Genomic DNA, 17,145 nt, shown 5'->3' on the forward strand with positions numbered 1-17,145 from the left:
CACTCGATGTGGCAAAAGCCGATGTGTTTGAATACATTGAGCGGTTCCACAACCGCCGGATGCGACGGAGGACCGCCAAGCGCGATCTGAAGTTCTCAACCCTTTCATAACCGTCCGTGATTTCGGGGGTGAACCCCCGGATACGGGCAGGCGGTAAAGGACTTCGCGGTAGCGAACGGAGTGCTAACGCTAACGGCACTAGTGGCTGGTCCTGGGGACGGGACGTGTTGTCCGTCGTTAGAGCAGGTTCGGCGCCTTGCACTTGTAGAAGGAGAGTGGAAGGAAGTCAGTCCGCCAATGTGAATCCGTCCTAGAGAGCCACTGGATAGATTCATGCGCTTGCTGCTGTAAATCTCTACGCTGAGATGCATAAGGTATGAGAGAAGGCAAGTTGCACAGAGTGTTCAAAGTGATCCCAGCTGGTAGTGACGAAGTGGCTAGTAGTAGGGGGGGAATGCAGAACGCGCACTTACCGTTTCTCAAAAGCAGCTATCTAAGCGGCTATCAAGCCAAACCATAGAGGCTAGTGACTGAAGTCACTGGCCTTTTTCTTTTCCGAAACTGAGGTCAACCATGGCAATCTTCCATCTACAGCTCAAATCTGGTTCCAAAGGCAAAGCGGCTGGGCATGGTGCTTACATTCGCCGAGATGGCAAGCACGGGTACCGGGAAGACCTCGTCGATACGGGGTACGGAAACTTGCCCGACTGGGCGGAGGACGACATAGGAAGATTCTGGTCAGCGGCAGACGAAAATGAGCGCATAAATGGAGCCGCGTACAGGGAGTTCATCGTTGCGCTCCCAAATGAGCTTATCGAGTCCAGATCAAGAGACCTGGTGAAGGATCTCATTCGTTTCTTGGCAGGTGCTAAGCCCTTTGAGTTCGCAATCCATGCACCTGTCGCATCACTCGAAGGAGGAGTGAACTTGCACCTGCACTTGATGGTGTCAGATCGCTTGCCCGATGGAATCAACCGATCAGCATCGCAGATGTTCCGCAGGTACAACTCCGCTAGGCCTGAAGCGGGCGGGTGCAGAAAGGACGCATGCGGAAGAACGAGCGTGCAGGTACGTGAAAGTTTGATCGAGACACGGCATATGGTTGCTAGCGTCATTAACGAGCACCTGCAGCGCAATGGTATCGCAGATCGTGTTGATCATCGGAGACTAGAGGAACAGGGCATTGGACGCAGGCCGGAGCGACACTTGGGGGCGTTTCGTATCCAGGAGATGGCACAACGCGAAAGAACTGCCTATGTTGATGCAAGGCGATCAATGCGATCCAGGGATTGGCTTTGAACGATTGGTTGGTCGGGGACAGGAGAAAGCATGGATTTTTTCCCGGTTGCTTTGTGTACGAGTTGCGTTGAAGGTCACCACAACAATTGGACAACGATGGATCACTGCTGAAGCAAGAGCTTCGGGAATCTGGAGCGAGGGAAGAGGGAGGCTTGGCGCATCCTTGGTCTTGCTCATTAGGGTAGATCGCCTTCCCTGCAACGAGGGGGGCGGCTACTGGGAGAGTGATGCTCCGCTGCCCCCCCTCTCTAGATTGTGCTAATGGTGCAAACCCTTTGCACCATTAGCACGTTTACGCCCCCCCCTCTCTCCTGTCGATCCTACTGGGGCGGCGGGGTGAGGAGGCGGATCTTCTCGGCTGTCTGGCCACGGCCAGCTGGACAGAAGTGGACCGAAATCAATTCCTTGCGAACCAGAATGGCAAGCAGTGGATGGATTTTCTGGCCGCGCATCCGTCGAAACGGTACGTACTGAGACGCAGTGCTTACGTACTCAAAATCGCACTGCCGTGCGACCCGGCCACCCTCTCGAGCTGGCTCGCTGCGGAGCTTCTCCTCCAACCAAGCATGCAAAAGCATCGCATCAGCCTCGTCCGGGTCAACCTGAGTGAACGTTTCCGCATAGTCTTTCGATGATTCGTCCCACATCAAGATGGAGGTCATCAGACACTCCATGCCGATCTCATCACCTTCGAACCGCTCCGTCACGTGAAATGCCGCGGCCATTCGTGCAACGTTGTCAGGCAGCTTGTTCGCGAAGTCGCCAATCTTGTAATAGCGACCGTCGACGCCTCGTTGCTCTTCCACGTAGTTGTAGTACAGCTTCCACATGTGATTGGCCTCATCATTGAACCGCAGTACCTTGCGCTGACAATCAGTGGCGCGCATGGCAGTGACGCCCTCCAGAAGCAGCTCCCTGATGTTGCGGTTGAACACGTCGCGATGATTGCTTCCGACGGATGTGCTATCCACTTCAAGATCCAGGAAGCGAGTACCCTGAGTGGTTCCTGCATTGCAGAAAAACGTTCGGCCGAAATACCCTGAGTCCATTGCGCCCTTACCATTCTTAGATTTCAAGATCGGCTTCAATGTTTCCGGCTGAATCATAAGGAGGCAGGCGAGGCGCGGTTGCTCGCAGTAGTAGCTAGCAACCGTGATGCGCGGGTCATCAATTTTTTCGCCACTCCAGGTGTCACAGAACATGGTGTCGTTGGGCAGGATCACATCGCGCAAGTAGGTCGCGCAGTCACCCGAGATGATTGAAATGCACGGAAAGTTGCTCATTGCACGCTTGAGGGGTGCCATTCCTGGCTCCTTCAGTGAGGCACGCATTTCAACTGGGGCAACTGGCTTGCGCATATCGTGATCATCCATTTGCTGAAGCACCCCGTCCTTGTCGGGATCTTTTGCCGACTTCAGCTCGTAAGCGAGTGCTTTTTCAATGCGGTGCCAGCTGCGCAGGTGAGCGTCGTACTCGGTACTTTCCCGTGCGAACTGAGCCTTGAGCTCAATGTCGATCTGGTCGAAAGCACCAAAAAGGTCGCGCCGGACATCTGTCTTACGCTCACCAGAGGCTGCAGTGATCAAGGTATACACGTTGGTGCCGACAGTTCCCCCCTCAGGTTTGGTGACGTCCACCAGCGCCTGCGCTGCTGCGCAGCACGCTGCTGCTGCGGTGAAATAGGCCAGTTTGCAAGGCACTTGACGAGCAATAGTGCACTCTTCCGCTGCCGCATCGAAGCGGCGCAACGGTAGTTTCCGGGGCTTAGGCAGCAGGTGGAATGGGAAATGGTGTTTGAAGTTGGTCATTGAATTTCTTCCGCATATATGTGCCCCCGGCCCTGAGGCCGAGGGATTGAGGTAGTTGGACTTTGGACAGGCGCGAAGTGCGCGTCCGTTGGCACTTGCGCCGGATCGGGCGACTAGCGATGCGTGAGAGCCATAGACGATGCTTCCGAAGCCACTTCGTCACTGCGAGCAGCGTCTGCAGATTTGCCGATGCTGCTGGAGCGGGTGGACGCTGTAAGTGACAGACTCTGGCCACAGAGCTTGCAACGGGGCTGCTCTTCGTTATGCTCCATCGCCTTCATCAGCTTCTCGAAGAGGCCTGGGTAAAGCTTCATACCGCCGTCTGCCAAGATCTTGATGATCTGCTTGGTCTTCATTCCTTTCTGGCGAGCGACTACTACTGCCGGATAGAACGCATGGAATTCCTGCAGTTTCGCTTGGAAGGGGGCAACGGCAGTCGTTTCAAGCAGGCGGATCACACGCTCTACGCGCGTCTCGCGGGTTTCAGTACCCTTTGGGGTGATCTTTTCGTTCTTCATGGATTCCCCCTCAGGCGCTTGCTGCATTCGATTCGCACAGCTGCAGCCAAGCGACAAGAGCGCCCAGCTTCCAGCGACGCGGACCAGTTCCCTTGGTGGAGGACGGGATCGGGCGAGGAAACAGCGGGTCGTAGTTGGGGTCTTTCGGGTTCTGGCGTGCGTAGAAAGTGCTGCGGCTTTCATCCAGGAATTCCCAAGTGTGGCGTGCGCTCAGGCGCTTCTCCATGCACGGGTCTTGGGTATCAACTTGCATGCTAGTGGTGCCAAGACCCTCTGCGTAAACGAGGGCCTTGACCTTTTCGCCTGCCTTACGGCGGGTGCCGTTTGCAGTCTCGGAGGACGAAATGAAATTAGTGCGGTAGTTCATTGCTCTTGCTCCTGAATTGAAAGGGCGTTGCGAGTGCGTTTGCAACCCTGACGATTCTTCGGATTCGGAGCATTTCTGCATTGGTTAGCGCATTAACGCTTGATTTTTCTTGTGGCGTGCGGTAGGTGCGACGATCTCCGCCTATGGACGATCACGCCGCATGGACGCATGGAGTCTCTCGTGGAACGTTGCCAACTGTGCCCCTGTCTTCAGCTCTGCTTTGCGGGGGCGGTTCTTTGGCTGAGTTGATATGGCGTCTTCCGGGCGTATCAACGTTGCTGCGCTGCTAGCATTGTTGCCTGTAGTTAGCCCCATTGTCCGCAGAAAGTGGATGACGTCTTCTCGTTGAGGATCGGTTGCTTGGGTGTATCCCCTTGCTAGGTGTGGCGACCAAAACAGCTTCGCTGCTGCGAGCAAGACTAGAAGCTCAGGAGTGGCGGTGTTGTGGTCGATCTGCCGTCTTTTCGAGTCAGTCATCAGCGACGGGTCGCATACATCCAACGCGAGTTCTAACAATGACTTCTTTTTTGATTTCTTATCGCAAGCCTGCAAAAATGCTCCCTTCAGGAACTCGTTGACTTCGTTGCGCCGATCGATCCTTTGGAGGATATCTAGCTTCTGGTAGTTGGACCAAAACCTTCTATTGGCTTCTGCAACTTGGGCGAGTTTGATTGAGATGTAGGCAGGAAAGTTGTTAGTGATTTCGTCATTCGAAGATAGTTCACCCAAGAAGTGAGTGGTTGTGAGGCTTCGGAGAAACAGTGTGATGTCTCTGCTGCGAACACGCAGGGTTGATGGGTTAATTCTTACGTCGAGAGGAGTGCGAAAGTAGTCGTAGTCGTCTTCTCTCTGTGCGGAATTTTGATACGCGGCAATGAACCATTCACCCATTTCGAGGGGGTTGACGAATTTTCTGGGTAGCGGATACACCGTCTGCGTCCAGCTCGGGGTCCAGTCAGCGTCCCACTGGATTAATGAACAAAACAGGGATCGTTTGATCTCCTCGCCTGAAGCCAGTCGATCTATGTCGTCATTGGATACCGCTAAACCGGCAACCTCGCCAAGCTGCATAAGTCCGGGTAATAGATCGGGTGATGTTGGCTGATGTTCTTCGAAGAAATGATTGTGCACGGCGTAGTATGTGATGCCACGATGCGGCGGCATCACGTAAAGCGGGAGATGGCCTTGTGAGCTGTGGTGAAGCAACGTTCTTACTGGGATGCGTAACTCTCTCGATACTTTTGCCAGTGATTTAACTTCCTCGGCGCGCTCCATGGTGCCTCAACGATATGCTGGAAAATGGGAAGATATTTTAACTGCTTGCATTGGCTTTGAATCCGTGGATGAAGTTCACGGGGAGGCGACATCGCGATCTCTTAGAAGGACGCGAGCAGGAGAAAAATTGCAGGACATCAAGAAGCTGCTAAGCTTGCTCAGGAGGGCTTGGCGCTTCGCTCGAATCGCTTTTTACCCTAGTTCTTTTGCTATTGCTTCGATCGTCGGTCGAACTCGTCGAGGCTGCGCACGTATCGGCGAGTAAAAAATTTTAAGCGCCGATGTCCCTACGGAAAACGGCGCCAATACCTCGGCCAACCGACCAACCGACCAGCATCCAGATCCCCCTGGACATGCCACACAGGCTTGTAACAGAGCCCCCAACCTTGCAGGCACCAGCGTCTGACTAGCTCGCCGCTGTTTGCGATTCTTCGTCCAGTTACCCGGACTGTGTAGGCTTCGCCGTCGACACGGAAGGGGCACGTGCGATCGCTATTGAGGCCAAATCGCATTGCGGTGCAGTCATTTTGCGATAGATCATCACGTTGCTTTGGTGTGCTATTGCACTTCAGATAGTCCGGAGAAGCGCAGACTACACGGTGATTCATGCCAATTGACTTGGCTTTGAGGCTGCTGTCAGCAAGTGGCCGATAGCGGACATGTGGTAGGGCAGGAGTTTAACCCGCGTAATCAAGGGTAGTTTAGGTGCGGGATGCTTGACCGGACCATCAGCGTCCAGCTTTCGTTTACGTTGATGTCGCTGGTTGCAACGCCTCAAGCACCCGACAGTCGGCGACGCGACCTCCAGGGCAGTTCCCGAGCATGCGTTGCAGCTCGGTCTGCAGTGCAAGCAAGTCGACTACCTTCCGTTTGATCTCGGCGATGTGTTCCTTCACCACATCGTCCACGGAACTGCACTCGTGTTCGCGTTGCTCGCCAAAGGTGATCAACTCTCGAATCTGCTCGATCGAGAAGCCAAGCTCACGCGCACGACGGACGAACGACAGTCTGCGCCGTGCCTGCTCTCCATAGTGCCGGTAGTTGCCTTCCGATCGCTGCGGCTCCTCCAGTAGCCCGATTTTCTCGTAGTACCGGATCGTCTCCGCCTTGGTTCCCGTATGCCGGGCCAATTGGCCAATGGTAAAAAATTCATTCATGACTTGACCTTGTAGTAGCTACAGGGTTCATAAAGGCGCCTGATTCGTTTTTCAAGTCCGGGCAGGCCCCGGCGGAGGCCCCCGTGGATCATTGTTGCGGAAACAAGCGCCAAGAATTGGAAAGTCTCGCCCTGCATAGCGCTCAACGGAGGGTGCTGATCGCGGTTCTGATCATCAATCTGGCGATGTTCTTCATTGAGTTCGGGGCTGGCCTCATTGCCCGGTCCAGCGCACTGCAGGCGGACGCGGTCGATATGCTCGGCGATGCCATTGTCTATGGGCTGAGCCTATGGGCGGTCAAACGGGGCGCTCGTTGGGAAGCTGGTGCCGCGCTCGCCAAGGGCTTGCTGATCCTTGGCTTCTTCGTATTCATCGTGATCGAGGTCATCAACAAGCTGATCAACGGCGTGCCGCCGTCGAGCTCACTGATGCTCATCTTCGGTGCAGTCGCCCTTGTCGCAAACCTCAGTTGCCTTGCGCTGCTGTGGCGGTTCCGCAAGCTGAACATCAACATGAAAAGCACCTTCGAATGCTCGCGCAACGATGTCGCGGCAAATCTGGGGGTCCTGGTCGCTGCGGGCGGCGTTGCGCTGACGGGCCAGGGTTGGCCGGATGTGCTTGCCGGCGTGGTCATCGGCCTGCTGTTCCTGCGATCGGCCATCAGCGTGATCGCTGAAGCATGGCCTGCCTGGAAGGCCTCGCGCATTCCCTGATCTCCCACTTTCTCACTGGATCTACCGGCATGAAGCCTCGTCTAACCTCGCTTTTCCTTTGCCTGGGACTCGTCTGTGCGCCAGCGTGGGCGGAAAACAACCAGCAATTAACGCTGGACGCAGCCATCGAACGCGTCGCTCAGGGGCATCCAGAACTCCGCCTTATTGAAGGCCAGCGGCGTGTGCTGGATGCCCGCGCCGAGATCGCCGCCCAACGCCCGCAGATGACCGCGGCATTGGAACTGGAGAACGTCCTTGGCAGCGGAAGCTACAAGGGGGCCGATCAAGCCGAACTGAGCGTCAGCCTGGCGGGTACGCTGGAGCGTGGTGGGAAGCTGGATGCTCGCCGAGTTTTGGCGAGTGCAAATATCGACCACCTTGCTCCCCAGCGCGAGATGGCGCGATTGGATCTACTGGCAGAGACGGCACGCCGCTATCTCGTTATCGCCGGGGCTGTGCAGCAGCAACGCATCGCCGCGCTGGACATCACCCAGCGCCAACGTGCGGTGGATGCAGCGCGGCGTAGACACCAGGCGGGTGGTGCGCCGGAGTCGGTCGTGCTGACTGCGCAATCTTCGTTGGCCGAAGCAGAACTTGACCGTGATAGTGCAGCTCAAGCCGAACGGGCCGCGCGTCAAAGCCTCTCAGCCTTGTGGAACAGCACCTCACCTGCTGCGGGAGACGTGACCGGTGATCCGCTGGTATTACCGGCAGCAGGCGAGTTCGCAGCTTTCTCCGAGCAACTCACCCGATCCCCTGAACTGGCGCTCCTGCAGGGAGAGGCAAGGGTACGAGAGTCCGAATTGCGGCTGGCCCGCACTGCGTCCCGCGCGGACGTCGGCTGGCAGCTCGGTGCACGCCGGTTTCAGGACAGTGACGACACCGCCTTGTTTGCCGGCATTTCATTGGGGCTTGGAAGCAGTGCTCGCGCGGCTCCGGGCATTCGCGCCGCGGAAGCAGAGCTGGCTTTGATCCCGTTGCAGCGTGAGGCATTGCAAGTCCGCTTGCACGCTGCCGCAGCACAGGCATTTGGCGAGTACCAGACATCGCGGTTGGAAGCTGCGCGTTTGGGTAGCGATGTGTTGCCGCGCCTGGCGCGCGCAGAGAAGTCTGCAGCGGCAGCTTGGGCAGCGGGTGCAACCAGTTACCTGGAGTGGGCGCAACTGCAGGACCAGCAGGCACAAGCCATGCGCCGGCAGCTACAAGCTGCGCTGGCGGCACAGAGTGCACTGATCGAACTGCAGCGTCTGACCGGCCAACCAATCCTTGATTCCACGAAATCTCCTTCATCCGCACAGGACCCGACCTCGCCATGACCCTCCTTATGACGCATGCTCCCCGCTGGCTGCTGCTTGCGACGCTGGCCTCCGCGATGGCTGGCTGTGGTGGCAAACAGGCAGGCGAGGACAGTCAGCAGCCAACCGATCCCCATGGTCATGCGGAAGGAGAAGACTCCGGCAGCCACGAGGAGGGACACACGGACGCTCATGCTGACGATCATGAAGATGGTGCACTTGAAAGCACCACCATCTCCGCGCAGGACGCCAAGGACAACGGCGTTGAGGTTGCGGCTGTTGCGCCCGGCGCAATTCGCACCCAACTCGAAGTGCAGGGGATGATCACCGCTGGCGACAGCGCCCAGTCGCAGGTCACGGCACGGTTTCCCGGCACGGTGCGAGCGCTGATGGCCAACGTGGGCGACAACGTAAAGGCGGGTCAGGTGCTGGCGACGGTCGACAGCAACCTGAGCTTGAGTGCCTACAGCATCAACGCACCGCGTAGTGGGGTGGTGGTGACACGCGCGGCTCAGGTGGGTGGGGGCGCTGCGGAAGGGCAGGTGCTGTTCGAGATAGCCGATCTTTCACAGGTGTGGGTCGATGTGCACGTATTCGGTGCAGAAGCCGCATCACTGCGGCCTGGAGATGAGATCGAAGTGGCCGACCTCTATGGCGGTGAGCCTTCGGTTGGCCGCTTGCAGCGCATTCTCCCCGGGACAGCAATTGCCAGCCAGAGTGTGGTGGGGAGGGCGGTCCTGGAGAACCCGGCCAGCAACTGGCGCCCCGGTGCGGGAGTTAACGTCAGGATCACCACTGCAAGTGAGAACGCCGACCTGGTCGTTCCGCAATCTGCAGTGCAAAGCATGGATGGACGCGACGCTGTCTTTGTTCGCACTGGAGATACCTACACCTCTCATCCGGTGACGCTGGGCAAGCGCGACGCGACGCATGTACAGGTACTCGAAGGTGTTGCTGCCGGTGACGAGGTCGTGGTGGAACAGAGTTACCTGATCAAGGCAGATATCGAGAAGTCGGCGGCTGGCCATGACCACTGAGGATTCCCGAATGCTGGAACGTTTGATCCGGGCCTCCATCAGCCACCGCTGGCTGGTCATGGCATTGACACTTGTACTCGTTGCCGTGGGGGTCTGGAGTTTCCGCCACCTGCCCATCGACGTAACGCCCGACATCACCAATGTCCAGGTGCAGATCAACACTGCTGCTCCTGGCTATTCCCCGCTGGAGGTTGAGCAACGCATAACCTTCCCGGTCGAAACGGCGATGGCCGGCCTGCCGAAGATGGAGTCGTTCCGCTCGTTCTCACGCTACGGTCTTTCCCAGATCACGGTGGTTTTCAAGGACGGCACCGACATCTACTTCGCCCGCCAGCAGGTGGCTGAGCGCTTGCAGCAAGCCAAGTCGCAGATTCCCCAGGGAATGGAGCCCATGCTCGGGCCTATCGCCACGGGAATGGGGGAGATCTTTTCATACACGATCGACGCTGACCCCAAAGCGCGCAAGCCCGATGGTAGTCCTTACAACGCCACGGACCTGCGAACCCTGCAGGACTGGGTGATCCGTCCCCAGCTGCGAAATGTTCCCGGTGTTGCCGAGGTGAACACCCTAGGTGGCTTCAAGCGTGAGTTCCACGTCACGCCTGATCCCGCTCGTCTGCGTGCGTTGAATCTGACGCTGGAAGACGTGGTTCGTTCTCTGCAGGCAGCCAACCAGAACATAGGTGCCGGCTACATTGAACGCAGCGGTCAGCAGTATCTGGTACGGGTCCCGGCTCAGGCAGATCCCGGGCAGATCGGCGACATCCTGGTTACGCGTCGCGAGGGGGTTTCGATCCGGGTCCGCGATGTGGCCACAGTCGGTGAAGGGCAGGAGCTGCGCAGTGGTGCGGCTTCACAGAATGGCCATGAAGTGGTGCTGGGCACCGCCATCATGCTGATGGGCTCGAACAGCCGTGAGGTCTCGCAAGCGGTCGCCAAACGGTTGGAGGAGGCCTCCCGTAGCCTGCCTGCAGGCGTCACGGTGACACCTGTCTATGACCGGACCTTGCTGGTGGACCGGACCATCACGACGGTTGCCAAGAACCTGACGGAAGGCGCACTGCTTGTCATCGTCATCCTCTTCCTGTTGCTTGGGAACTTCCGTGCAGCGCTCATCACGGCGCTGGTCATCCCGCTTGCCATGCTGTTCACGCTGACCGGCATGGCGCGTGGCGGCGTCTCAGCCAATCTGATGAGCTTGGGCGCATTGGACTTCGGTTTGATCGTGGACGGTGCGGTAATCATCATCGAGAACTGCCTGCGCCGTTTCGCCGAACGTCAGCACGAGCTCGGCAGGACGCTTTCGCTTGAAGAGCGCTTCGAGTTGACTGCCGCTGCTACCGCGGAAGTTATCCGTCCAAGCCTGTTCGGGCTCGGCATCATCACTGCTGTCTACCTTCCAATCTTTGCCCTCACCGGCGTCGAAGGGAAGATGTTCCACCCGATGGCAATTACCGTTGTTCTGGCGCTGACCGGTGCAATGGTGCTGGCGCTCACCTTCGTGCCCGCAGCCATCGCACTCATGCTCGGAGGACGCGTCCAGGAAAAAGAGAATCGCCTGATGTCCTGGATGCGCAGGCGTTATGAACCGCTTCTTGATACCAGCTTCCGACATGCGCGGATTGTAGGTGGCTTGGCTATCCTGCTGGTTGCAGGTAGCGGTGTGATCGCATCGCGGATGGGCAGCGAGTTCGTCCCCAGTCTGGATGAAGGCGACATCACGATCGGAACCATGCGCATTCCCGGCACCAGTCTTACGCAATCCGTGCAGATGCAGAAAATTCTGGAGACGCGACTTCTCGAAGTTCCGGAGGTCGAGCGGGTCTTCTCAAAGGTGGGCACTGCGGAGGTAGCATCAGACCCGATGCCGCCGTCTGTGGCTGACACGCTTGTGATGATCAAGCCGCGTTCGCAATGGCCTGATCCACGTAAGACCAAGACAGTGCTTGTAGAGGATATTGAAGCGGTCGTTGCACGCGTGCCTGGCAACAACTACGAGTTCACCCAGCCGATCCAGATGCGGATGAACGAGCTCATCTCCGGTGTTCGTGCAGATGTGGCAATCAATCTGTACGGCGATGACCTGGAGGTACTGGCGCGTACCGGCAAATCCATCGAGGCCGTGGTCAAGACAGTGCAGGGTGCCTCTGATGTGCGGATGGAGCAGGCGAGCGGGTTGCCGTTCCTGTCCGTCATCCCTGACCGTGCCGCCCTGAATCGCCTGGGTCTTACCCCAGAGGATGTCCAACGGGTTGTCGCAACGGCAGTTGGGGGTGAAGTTGCGGGGCAGATATTCGAGGGTGATCGACGGTTCGACATCGTGGTTCGTCTGCCCGAACCTCTACGGCAGGATCCAGATGCATTGGCGCGGTTGCCAATTGCACTCCCTATCGACGCGGAGGCAGGTGCAGGTAAGTCTCCCAGCGCGGCCCGAAGCGTACCGTTGTCGGCAGTCGCACGCATCGAGATGAGCGAGGGCGCCAATCAGATCAATCGCGAGAACGGAAAGCGTCGTATGGTCGTGACCGCCAACGTTCGTGATCGCGATCTGGGGAGCTTCGTGGACGAGCTTCGCACCTCGCTCGATGCACAGGTAAAGGTGCCGACGGGCTACTGGATCGAGTTTGGCGGAAGCTTCGAGCAACTCGCGTCGGCCAGTCAGCGCCTCGCGATCGTAGTGCCGGTCACCTTGCTGTTGATCGTTGCACTGCTGTATTGGGCCATTGGGTCCTTCAAGGACGCCATGGTTGTGTTCAGTGGAGTGCCGTTGGCACTGACCGGCGGCGTGCTGCTGCTTGTGCTGCGCAATATCCCGCTTTCGATCTCCGCAGGCATCGGATTTATTGCTCTGTCAGGCGTAGCCGTCTTGAATGGACTGGTAATGATCAGCTTCATCCGTGATCTTCGCCAGCGCGGGGTGGGCGTCGATCAGGCCGTGCGGCAAGGCGCGCTCAGCAGACTGCGTCCGGTGCTGATGACGGCATTGGTGGCGTCATTGGGCTTTGTTCCAATGGCACTCAATGTCGGACCAGGGTCGGAGGTGCAAAGGCCGTTGGCAACCGTGGTGATCGGCGGCATTGTGTCGTCCACGTTGCTGACCTTGATGGTTCTGCCAGTGCTCTATCGCTGGGTTCATCGAGGACGCGATTGATCGACGAACTGTATCGACGAACTGTATAGAAGTGTGGAAGCCTGCCTCGAAGGAGGCTTCCACAGCTGGTTACGGTAGATCATCGTCTTATCACAGGACCTGGGAGACTGCTGCGGCATTCCGTCCCACTATCCCGAGGCGGTGCTTGATCCGTTTGGTCTACACGAACCTCGCGTATCCACTTCACACGCGGCAGCACTATGCCGACTCTGCAACGGCCGTGCGTCTCTGCCTCAATCCAAGCCAGCTGAGCGCAGCGACGGCCATGAGCAACCAGGGAAGCAGAACAAGATTCATTTTCTGCCAGCCCATTGCGTCGAGCAGCCCACCGGCACTGAACGAGCACGCCAGCCCTACGAAGAAGATCGTCATGTCATTGACGGCCTGCGCTCGCGCTTTTTCGGCGACTGTGTAGGTGTTGGTCAGCAGGGTGGTGCCTCCGACGTACATGAAGTTCCAACCGACGCCGAGGAGGACTAGTGCGGTCGCAAAGGAACCGAAACTCGTTCCTGTCAACGTCGTGAGGACATGGCCAATGAAAATTACCGCGCCGGCGAGCATGATCGGAATTGCACCGAATCGGGCGATCAGTGAGCCTGTAAAGAAGGAGGGGAGGAACATGCCCAACGTATGTAACTGGATAACGGTAGCTGCATTCGCCAGCTCATGATGGTGGTGGATCATTGCAATGGGCGTAGCTGTCATTGCCAGGATCATGATGCCGTAGCCAGTCGCCGCACCAAACAAGGCCACAAGATAGGTAGGCTGCAGCACGATCTCACGCAAGGGCCGTCTATTCTCTGGCTCCACGAGGTGGCCCACAGCAGGGGGAATCCTCAAGCCGAGCAGGACGCCGCTCGCTACCACGGATACAACCGCCAGAATCAGGAACGATCCCAGGTACTCGGGCGCCAAGAGTGGTCCGCCAGCACGAGCGAGCGTCGGTCCTACCAAAGCTGCGACGATGCCGCCGGCCAGTACCAAAGATATCGCGCGCGGTCGAAATGCATCGTCAGCCACTTCGCCGGCGGCGAAACGATAGAACTGCGCAAAGGCTTGATAGGCACCAATGAAGAAGGTGCCGAACACCAGAATCGGCAACGATTGCTTCCATATGCCGAAAGCCGCGATGAGACCTCCAACGAGGCCCATCGCAGTGCCGCACAGAAAGCCGGTTCTGCGTCCGACGCGAGCCATCCACATCGAAGCGGGAAAGGTCACGAGGGCCGTGCCGAGGAACATGGTGGCGATCGGAAGCGTCGCCCACTTGGGCGAATCAGCCAATTGTGCGCCGGCCAGCCCACCGATCGTCATCACCATCACGGAAACGATCTGGAACAAGGCCTGGGCACTAGCCAGGATCAGCACTTGGCGGTGTGCGTGGTTCTTCATGTGTGCGTACTTATGCTCGTGCAAAATAGACGGATTCGGATGTCAAAGCGTGGCGATTTATCGTTGCTTCAACGGGATAGGCAGCTGACGTGGTGGCGTCGTAATCGAGATGCATCTGAGACACGTCAGAACACCAAGACCTTGTCTGCGGCAAGGGTGACGGTTGTCAGTTCCTCCATCGTGCTGCGTCGAGCGCCTTGCATGACTTCATTGTCAGTGATCCCCCTGGCATCCATGCATGTACCGCAAAGCAGAACCTCACCACGTGCCAACACAATCTGGCGGACCATGCGCTCGATGTTGTAGTACCCGTTAGGCGTCTTCTGCCCCGCTTTCGCTCCAAGTACGGCATCGGCCATCAGGAACACATTCACTATGGTTTTTCCACTCTTCAGGATTGACCCGGCGAGTCGAAGGGCGTTGTACATGCGCTCTGTGCCGTAGGGCGGATCATTGATGATGAAAAGAACACTCATGGCTCACCCGTAGTTATGGATGTAACAGTTTCACGGCCAGCAGAGTTTTCGCGCATTGCGAAAGCCACCACCAGGCCAGACAGGAAGGTCAACACTGCAATTGAGTAGATCGCTGTCGCGAAACCAAAACGATCAGCAATGAGTCCTGCCGACAGCGCGCCGATCGCGTAGCCCATGTCACGCCAGAAGCGATAGACACTAAGCGATCGCGCCCTCCAGGAGGGGGCAGAGGCATCGGATACTGCTGCAATCAGGCTCGGGTAGACCATGGCCGTGCCAAGGCCCAGTAGCACGCTGGCGACGAACCACCACCGAAATTGCCCGGTAGCGGCCGTCAGCACCAGACCTACTGCCTGCACCCACATGCCGGCTACGATCAGACCCTTGCGTCCCCAGCGATCACTCAGTGGCCCAGTCACAACCTGGCCTGCGCCCCAGACGATTGGATAAATAGCCTTCAGAAGCCCGATACGCTCCACACCCAAACCCAGTGTGGTGAAGAAAAGCGGGAATATGCCCCAGCTCATGCCATCGTTGAGGTTGTTCACCAGTCCGGCTTGCGATGCGGCGAACAGGTTCCGATCCTTGAACGACGTAAGCGCGAATACCTGCCGAAAGCTCAATGTTGGCGAGTTGGTCTCAGTGGCGGCCGCTTCCGCATGTACGTGACCGCGAGTGTCTCGAACAACGAGAATCGACAGCAACGTGCCTGCGATCGCATAGATGACACCGAGGTAGATTGGCGCCGGACGCAGGCCATAGCGGCTGGCGAGATAGCCAGTGAGGAAGGCGGTAATGCCAACGGCGAGATAGCCTGCGAACTCGTTCAAGCCAACCGCCAGTCCGCGTCCCTTCGGCCCAACAAGGTCGATCTTCATGATCACCGTCATAGACCATGCAAATCCTTGGCTCAAGCCAAGAAACACGTTCGCGGCAATAATCCATTCCCAGGTGGGTGCAGCGATGATCATGAAGGGCACAGGCAAGCCCAATAGCCAACCAAGAACCAGAACGCGTTTGCGACCCCAAGTGTCCGCAAGGTGACCGGAGATCAGGTTGGCGAACGCCTTGACCAGGCCAAAGCTGACGATGAAGGAGGTGACCAGCGTTGTCGACGCGACGCGGAATTCTTCTGTGCCAATCAAAGGCACGACGGTGCGCTCGATACCAACCATGCCACCAACAAACGCATTGATAAGTACAAGCAAAGAAAACTGCCGCCAGTTCTCCTTGAGGCCAAGCCGAACGGGAGCCGCCACCGACGTCGCACTCATATCGTTTCGGCTTCCGGATGACCGGCGTTACCGGCACTGGTAGCCATGCGGTAATGCCTTTCGAAACCGGGCGCGGACAGGCGCTTGCCGTGCAAGCGACGCGCCGGGTTTGCTTGCAGGTGCTGTCCAAGGACCATGGCTTGCCACCCTCTTTATGCAATGGCATCATTCAATCAATGAATTGAATGATTGTTTGGAGGGGTAGGGAATGTCAAGCACTCCGAAGCACGCGATCTACGAGCATTTGGCCGAAGTGGCTCAGGCACTCGGGCACGCCAATCGTCTCGAACTGCTCGAGCACCTTGCCCAAGGCCACCGTAGTGTCGACCTTCTAGCGGAATTGACGGGCATGAGTGTTGCCAACACGTCCCGCCATTTGCAGCTGCTACGCCGTGCCCGTTTGGTGGACGCCGAGCGTCGAGGTAAGCAGGTCTTCTATCGTTTGGCCGGCGATGCTGAAGTAGTGGCCGTCCTTCAAACGCTGCGCCATCTCGCTGAACGCAATGTCGCGGAAGTTGACCGAATCGTTCGTGACTATTTCGACGCGCGCGACGCGCTGGAGCCGGTGTCTCGGGAGGAGCTCATCACGAGGATGCATAGCGGGATGGTCACCGTGCTTGACGTGCGTCCAGAAGCTGAATTCGCGCTCGGCCATCTACCTGGAGCCGTCAGCATGCCTATCGAGGCGCTGGAGGACCGCCTGGCGGAGCTGCCCAAGGATCAGGAGATCATCGCCTATTGCCGAGGCCCGTACTGCGTCATGTCCTTCGAGGTCGTGTCCGCATTGCGGATGAAGGGTTACCGCATTCGTCGTTTGGAGGAGGGGTTTCCCGAGTGGAAGGCAGCGGGACTCGAGGTCGTCACAGGCTAGATCTGGCGTATCGGCCCCCCCCCAGGCCTGATAGACGCGAGGTAGTCTGCCGCACGATGTTACTGAAATATGCTGTAGAGAGGTGTTTTGATGATCACGGTCAACAGCTTACCGGTTCCTTACCAATCAGAAGTCAGCAACGAGACTCAGGTTATTGTCTGCGATGCACCCGCCGCGAAAGGTGGACGCGGAACTGGATTCGGCGCCCATCAGTTGCTGGAGGCAGCCTTCGCCACCTGCATCAACATGGCAATCCGGATGTACGCCGATCAGCATTCGATAGCAGTTGAACACGTTTCCACAACGGTGTGGATCAGCAAGCCTGATCAGACGAGAACATGCTTCAACTACGAAATCGAAATTGTCGGTGACATCAGTGACGCAGAGCGCATTAAGTTGGAGGCTGTTGCTGATAGCTGCCCAGTGCGCGAGACCCTCTCTCGAGATCTAGAGTTCGCACGACAGCGGTAGCAAATCCCTCTGGGCATATGCCGGCCGCTAGCTTATTCCAA

16 protein-coding genes and 1 pseudogene are annotated in these 17,145 nt (G+C 57.7%); 7 read left to right on the plus strand and 10 right to left on the minus strand.

The genetic code is table 11. From position 1 onward, the window contains the following. Positions 1-573: 573 nt before the first annotated feature. Complete coding sequence (locus tag ACVOMB_RS10830; protein ID WP_481531180.1) at positions 574-1,299, plus strand: MobA/MobL family protein; 726 nt, start codon at positions 574-576, stop codon at positions 1,297-1,299. A 320-nt stretch (positions 1,300-1,619) separates the two neighbouring features. On the opposite strand, the gene ACVOMB_RS10835 is transcribed toward ACVOMB_RS10830, so the two are convergent. From ACVOMB_RS10835 to ACVOMB_RS10860, 6 genes and pseudogenes are all read right to left on the minus strand, one after another. After that, on the minus strand, positions 1,620-3,107 hold the full coding sequence (locus ACVOMB_RS10835; protein WP_481531181.1) for a DUF3987 domain-containing protein: 1,488 nt from the start codon (positions 3,105-3,107) through the stop codon (positions 1,620-1,622). A 113-nt stretch (positions 3,108-3,220) separates the two neighbouring features. Then, positions 3,221-3,625, minus strand: a complete 405-nt coding sequence (locus ACVOMB_RS10840; protein WP_481531182.1) for a hypothetical protein — start codon at positions 3,623-3,625, stop codon at positions 3,221-3,223. A gap of 10 nt (positions 3,626-3,635) precedes the next feature. Next, the gene (locus ACVOMB_RS10845) at positions 3,636-3,992 is read right to left on the minus strand and encodes a hypothetical protein (protein WP_481531183.1); all 357 of its coding nucleotides are present in this window, start codon (positions 3,990-3,992) and stop codon (positions 3,636-3,638) included. 141 nt (positions 3,993-4,133) lie between these two features. Continuing rightward, a complete protein-coding gene (locus ACVOMB_RS10850; protein ID WP_481531184.1) occupies positions 4,134-5,267 on the minus strand; it encodes a hypothetical protein in 1,134 nt (377 codons plus the stop codon). A gap of 287 nt (positions 5,268-5,554) precedes the next feature. Next, a pseudogene (locus tag ACVOMB_RS10855) lies at positions 5,555-5,914 on the minus strand (LysR substrate-binding domain-containing protein); the annotation flags it as partial. Between the two features lie 99 nt (positions 5,915-6,013). Beyond that, on the minus strand, positions 6,014-6,424 hold the full coding sequence (locus tag ACVOMB_RS10860) for a MerR family transcriptional regulator (protein WP_481531185.1): 411 nt from the start codon (positions 6,422-6,424) through the stop codon (positions 6,014-6,016). Positions 6,425-6,540: 116 nt separating this feature from the next. Between ACVOMB_RS10860 and ACVOMB_RS10865 the strand changes: the two genes are divergently transcribed. The 4 genes from ACVOMB_RS10865 to ACVOMB_RS10880 are packed head-to-tail and all read left to right on the plus strand — an operon-like array spanning position 6,541 to position 12,620. Then, positions 6,541-7,137, plus strand: a complete 597-nt coding sequence (locus ACVOMB_RS10865; protein WP_481531186.1) for a cation diffusion facilitator family transporter — start codon at positions 6,541-6,543, stop codon at positions 7,135-7,137. A gap of 29 nt (positions 7,138-7,166) precedes the next feature. After that, positions 7,167-8,453: a TolC family protein gene (locus tag ACVOMB_RS10870; RefSeq protein ID WP_481531187.1), complete on the plus strand. Its 1,287-nt coding sequence runs from the start codon at positions 7,167-7,169 to the stop codon at positions 8,451-8,453. After that, entirely contained in the window at positions 8,450-9,469 is a 1,020-nt protein-coding gene (locus tag ACVOMB_RS10875; protein WP_481531188.1) for an efflux RND transporter periplasmic adaptor subunit, read from the plus strand. The genes ACVOMB_RS10870 and ACVOMB_RS10875 overlap by 4 nt, the downstream gene beginning before the upstream one ends. Before the next feature lie 10 nt (positions 9,470-9,479). Next, complete coding sequence (locus ACVOMB_RS10880; protein WP_481531189.1) at positions 9,480-12,620, plus strand: efflux RND transporter permease subunit; 3,141 nt, start codon at positions 9,480-9,482, stop codon at positions 12,618-12,620. Positions 12,621-12,818: 198 nt separating this feature from the next. On the opposite strand, the gene ACVOMB_RS10885 is transcribed toward ACVOMB_RS10880, so the two are convergent. From ACVOMB_RS10885 to ACVOMB_RS10900, 4 genes are all read right to left on the minus strand, one after another. Beyond that, positions 12,819-14,012, minus strand: a complete 1,194-nt coding sequence (locus ACVOMB_RS10885; protein ID WP_481531190.1) for an MFS transporter — start codon at positions 14,010-14,012, stop codon at positions 12,819-12,821. 125 nt (positions 14,013-14,137) lie between these two features. Beyond that, entirely contained in the window at positions 14,138-14,488 is a 351-nt protein-coding gene (locus ACVOMB_RS10890) for a DsrE/DsrF/TusD sulfur relay family protein (protein WP_481531191.1), read from the minus strand. Beyond that, the gene (locus tag ACVOMB_RS10895) at positions 14,485-15,762 is read right to left on the minus strand and encodes an MFS transporter (protein WP_481531192.1); all 1,278 of its coding nucleotides are present in this window, start codon (positions 15,760-15,762) and stop codon (positions 14,485-14,487) included. The genes ACVOMB_RS10890 and ACVOMB_RS10895 overlap by 4 nt, the downstream gene beginning before the upstream one ends. Continuing rightward, on the minus strand, positions 15,759-15,899 hold the full coding sequence (locus tag ACVOMB_RS10900; RefSeq protein ID WP_481531193.1) for a hypothetical protein: 141 nt from the start codon (positions 15,897-15,899) through the stop codon (positions 15,759-15,761). Before ACVOMB_RS10900 ends, ACVOMB_RS10895 begins: the two co-directional genes overlap by 4 nt. A gap of 71 nt (positions 15,900-15,970) precedes the next feature. Between ACVOMB_RS10900 and ACVOMB_RS10905 the strand changes: the two genes are divergently transcribed. Both ACVOMB_RS10905 and ACVOMB_RS10910 read left to right on the plus strand, forming a co-directional pair. Continuing rightward, complete coding sequence (locus ACVOMB_RS10905; protein WP_481531194.1) at positions 15,971-16,633, plus strand: ArsR/SmtB family transcription factor; 663 nt, start codon at positions 15,971-15,973, stop codon at positions 16,631-16,633. A 90-nt stretch (positions 16,634-16,723) separates the two neighbouring features. Continuing rightward, positions 16,724-17,104, plus strand: a complete 381-nt coding sequence (locus ACVOMB_RS10910; RefSeq protein WP_481531195.1) for an OsmC family protein — start codon at positions 16,724-16,726, stop codon at positions 17,102-17,104. Positions 17,105-17,145 lie beyond the last annotated feature (41 nt).

The organism is Stenotrophomonas sp. STEN018 (assembly GCF_056760235.1).